The organism is Prosthecobacter sp., from assembly GCF_046154365.1.
Lineage (GTDB): Bacteria > Verrucomicrobiota > Verrucomicrobiia > Verrucomicrobiales > Verrucomicrobiaceae > Prosthecobacter.
Genome location: NZ_JBJXFV010000027.1, coordinates 1 through 3,859, shown reverse-complemented (window position 1 = coordinate 3,859; position 3,859 = coordinate 1). Strand labels below are relative to the sequence as shown.

At 60.0% G+C, this 3,859-nt stretch carries 4 protein-coding genes; 1 reads left to right on the top strand and 3 read right to left on the bottom strand.

Going from position 1 to position 3,859, the window contains the following annotated elements; translation table 11 throughout:
* Positions 1-1,413 (bottom strand): hypothetical protein (locus ACKVY0_RS03685; RefSeq protein WP_409213441.1); only part of this gene is annotated, 1,413 nt, incomplete at its 3' end.
* A gap of 77 nt (positions 1,414-1,490) precedes the next feature.
* On the opposite strand from ACKVY0_RS03685, the gene ACKVY0_RS03680 reads away from it, so the two are divergent.
* Positions 1,491-2,819, top strand: a complete 1,329-nt coding sequence (locus ACKVY0_RS03680) for a sulfatase-like hydrolase/transferase (RefSeq protein ID WP_409213440.1) — start codon at positions 1,491-1,493, stop codon at positions 2,817-2,819.
* A 63-nt stretch (positions 2,820-2,882) separates the two neighbouring features.
* Here ACKVY0_RS03680 and ACKVY0_RS03675 read toward each other — a convergent pair whose 3' ends face one another.
* On the bottom strand, positions 2,883-3,521 hold the full coding sequence (locus ACKVY0_RS03675; RefSeq protein ID WP_409213439.1) for a response regulator: 639 nt from the start codon (positions 3,519-3,521) through the stop codon (positions 2,883-2,885).
* A 47-nt stretch (positions 3,522-3,568) separates the two neighbouring features.
* Positions 3,569-3,859, bottom strand: a 291-nt coding sequence (locus ACKVY0_RS03670) for a sensor histidine kinase (RefSeq protein WP_409213438.1), incomplete at its 5' end; no start/stop codon positions are given.

Below are 3,859 nucleotides of genomic sequence, written 5' to 3'. Positions count from 1 at the left end.
AGCTCCGATTCCAGCAGCGAGGCGCAGGTAGCGATGCGCGTGATGTTCTTTCGCACCGTCGTTCTTCGGCTCCTTGATGATTTGATTGAGCAATTTCGAGCGCAACGAGCCTTTGAAGCCGACGCGACGCGGAATGCCCGCGAGCCAGATTTCCAGCGTGCTGCGCGTCGAGTTGGTGCAAAGCACGGTCGCGTCAAAGTGAACGCCAGTGGCCTTGATGCGTTTCGCGACGGCGAACAGGCCCTCTTTGGCCGGTTTGCCGATGTAGCGTGAGACTTCGGGCATCGACATCCACAATTCTTCGATTTTGTCCGGCCCAAGCACGGTGATCTTCATGTCAGGGCGGCCGCGTTTGATTGCGCGCACCATCGGGAAGGCCATGCAGGCATCACCGAGCCAGTTTGGGCTGCGAATGAGCAGCTCGAATGGCTGCAGCCGGTTCATATCGTAGCCGACAGGATACGCGACGCCGCGGCGGTAATTCGGCAGCAGGAAGTGCGGCTTCGGCAGTTTCCAGCGGTTGTGAACCCAGAACCAACAGGCCGGCTGCTCGCGAATCAGCCCTTCCACGGCCGTATTGATCGCCACGGTCAAACCTTCGGCGGTTGGCTCTGCTTCGGCCGATTTCACTGCGGGCGCACAGACCAGCCGCCAGCGTGCTGGGCCATCATCATAGACCATCATCGGCAGCACCACCGCGTCGGTGCGCATGGCCATGAGCGCGGCGATGGTGGTCGTGGAGGCCAACCGGTCGAAGAACGGACTCCAGAGGCCGTGATCGCCGGCGTGTTGGTCCACCAGCACGCCAATCTGGCCGGCGGCACGCATGAACTTCATCGGCGCGTTGAAGCCTGACTGCCGGTCGAACAGCGCATATCCCAGCTTTTCACGACGACGCAGCACGAGCGCATTGAGCCAGGGATTGCGCAGAGATTGATAGATGGCCCCGGCTTGGTGGCCGCGCACATACATGGACGGCACCTGGGTCAGGATTTCCCAGCAACTCGCATGCAGCACGAGGTTCAAAATGGGCCGCTTGCCGTCATCGTAGGCCGCCTGAGCGCGTTCGATGCCCTCGGATCGCACATGCTTGCACAGATCGGCCTCGTTCATTAGCGGCAGTTTGAAACCGCAGAGGATATTGGCGAACAGGCTCTTGAAATGCTCGCGCGCCATGCTGCGGCGCTCGGATTCGCTCTTCTTGCGGCCGAAAGCGATGCGCAGGTTGTGCAGCGCAAGTTTGCGGTACTTGCCCGCCAAAAAGTAGGCGAGAGCGCCCAGCACCCGGCCCGCATGCCAGATCACGGTGAGCGGCAGGAGCATCAAAACGCCCTCAACGCACCGAAACAGCGCGTAAACCAACCACTGCCCGGTGCGCGTGAGAAAACTGGCGGATTCCGTGGCGCTGCCCATGGGTTTCTATGCCGCAACGCATTCGCGCACGCAACCGTTCATGCGAGATCACGCCATGCGGCAGCGTTTGGCGTGGCATGAAATGGATCGCCGCCCTGCTGTTGCTCTGCCCGTTGCTGAATGCCGCGGAATCGAAACCCAACATCGTATTTATCATCGCCGACGATCTCGGCTGGGCGGATGTGGCGTTTCATGGCGGCAATGCGCCCACACCGCATCTTGACCAGCTCGCGCGCGAAGGACTGGAGCTGACGCATCATTATGTCGCGCCCGTGTGCAGTCCCACCCGCACCGGTTTGATGACGGGCCGTTGTTGGAGCCGCTTTGGTGTGACGACTCCCCAAAGCACCCGTGCGCTGCGGTGGGACACCGTCACGCTGCCACGGGCGCTGAAATCGGTCGGCTATGACACCTGCATCACCGGGAAGTGGCATCTCGGCTCGAAACCAGAGTGGGGGCCGAATCATTTCGGGTTCGATCACAGCTATGGCTCGCTTGGCGGTGGTGTCGGACCGTATGACCATCACTACAAGAAGGGTTCGCTCACTGAGACTTGGCATCGAAACGAGAAACTCCTTACCGAAACCGGCCATGTGACCGATTTGATCACAAAGGAGGCCTGTGAATGGCTAGCCGCACGCAAAGACGCGCCGTTCTTCCTTTATGTGCCCTTCACAGCGGTGCATCTGCCGGTGAAGGAGCCGGCCGAATGGCTGGCGAAGGTGCCGGTGGGCATCACGGGTGATGTACCGCGTCATTATGCCGCCTGTGTCATGCATCTCGACGCCGCGGTGGGCCAGATCGTGGCCACACTCGAAAAAAACGGCAAGCGCGACAAGACACTGCTCATCTTCACCAGCGACAACGGCGGCAGCACCGCCGAGAACAATGGTCAGACGTATCCCGCCGATGATTACCCGGAGGGAGCGCTGCCCGGCAACAACAAGCCGCTGCGTGACCAAAAAGGCAGCGTGTATGAAGGCGGCACCCGTGTCGCCTGCATCGCAAGCTGGCCGGGCACACTCAAGGCAGGGAAGCACGATGCGCCGGTGCAGATTATCGACTGGATGCCCACCTTCTGTGCTTTGGCCGGGTTCAAGCCGCAGCAGAATTTGAAATGGGATGGCATCAACTTATGGCCGCAGCTTGCCGAAGGAGCGGCGCCACCAACACGCACGCTCTACACCGTGGCGCCCGGTTTCAAATCACGCTCGCTGCGCTGCGATCCGTGGAAGCTTGTCGTGCATGGCGCAGACGAGAAGGTGAAGTTCGAGCTGTACGACATCCTCGCCGACCCAAACGAAACCAACGATCTCGCCGCGCAACAGCCCGATCAACTCGCCACGATGAAGGAACGTCTGAATGTCATGGCGAAAGCAGACCGCGATGCCGTGGCGAACGATTGAGCGCAAAAAAACGGGCGATGCATGTGCATCGCCCGTTGGGAAGGTTGAGTTTGAAGGTGAGTCCTATTTCTCCACCCAGCGCACCGCTTCCATGAGCAGTTCGCGTGCGGAGGCGAGGCCGAGCTTCTGGCGGATGTTCGCCTTGTGGGCATCGACCGTCTTGGCACTGAGGCCAAGTTTTTCGGCAATGCTGTGAGAATCGAAGCCGCGTCCGACCATCTCGAAGATTTCGAGCTGACGGTCGCTGAGCATGCGGGCGGGTTCGCCACGCGAACCACCACGCGGACCACCGCCGGAGACGATGCTGCCGAGCAGGGAGGCGCTGAAGAAGAATGAACCGGCGGCGACCTGTCGCAGCCCTTGAAGCACGCGGGTGCTGGGTTCGCCCTTCATTACGTAGCCCATCGAGCCGGCGCGCAGGCAGCGCTCGGCATAGACGTTTTCATCGTGCATGGAGTAAACGAGGATTTGCATCTCGGGATGGCTGGCCTTGAGCTTCTTGATGAGATCCACGCCACTGCGGTCCTTCAAGGTGATGTCGAGGACGACAACTTCGGGTTTGAGCTTGGCAATCTGCTGCAACGCGGTGTTGGCGTCTTCAGCGCTGCCGATGACCTGCATGTCCTCCTGCTGGTCGATTAGCTTCTTAAGCCCTTCAATAACGATGGGATGGTCGTCGAGTATGTAGATTTTGCTTTTCACGGTAGGCCTAGCTGACTCGTTTTGGATGCAATGTCAAGCCATCGTTCCTAAGCACTCCGCGTCGGGAATTCGCAGGTCACGCGAACACCCTTGCCTTTAAGTGTTTGAATGTGTAATGCGCCGTTGATGAGATGCGCCCGGTGTTCCATCACGCGCATGCCAATGCCGTCGCCGTCGGTTTTGTGTTTACCGGTGGGAAGACCGGAGCCGTTGTCGCTGATTTCCAGGATGCCCTGCGTGGTGGATTTGCGCCGCAGACTGAGGTGCATCTTGGTGGCACCGCCATGGCGGATGGCGTTGTTCACCGCCTCCTGGGCGATGCGAAAGAGATGAATCTC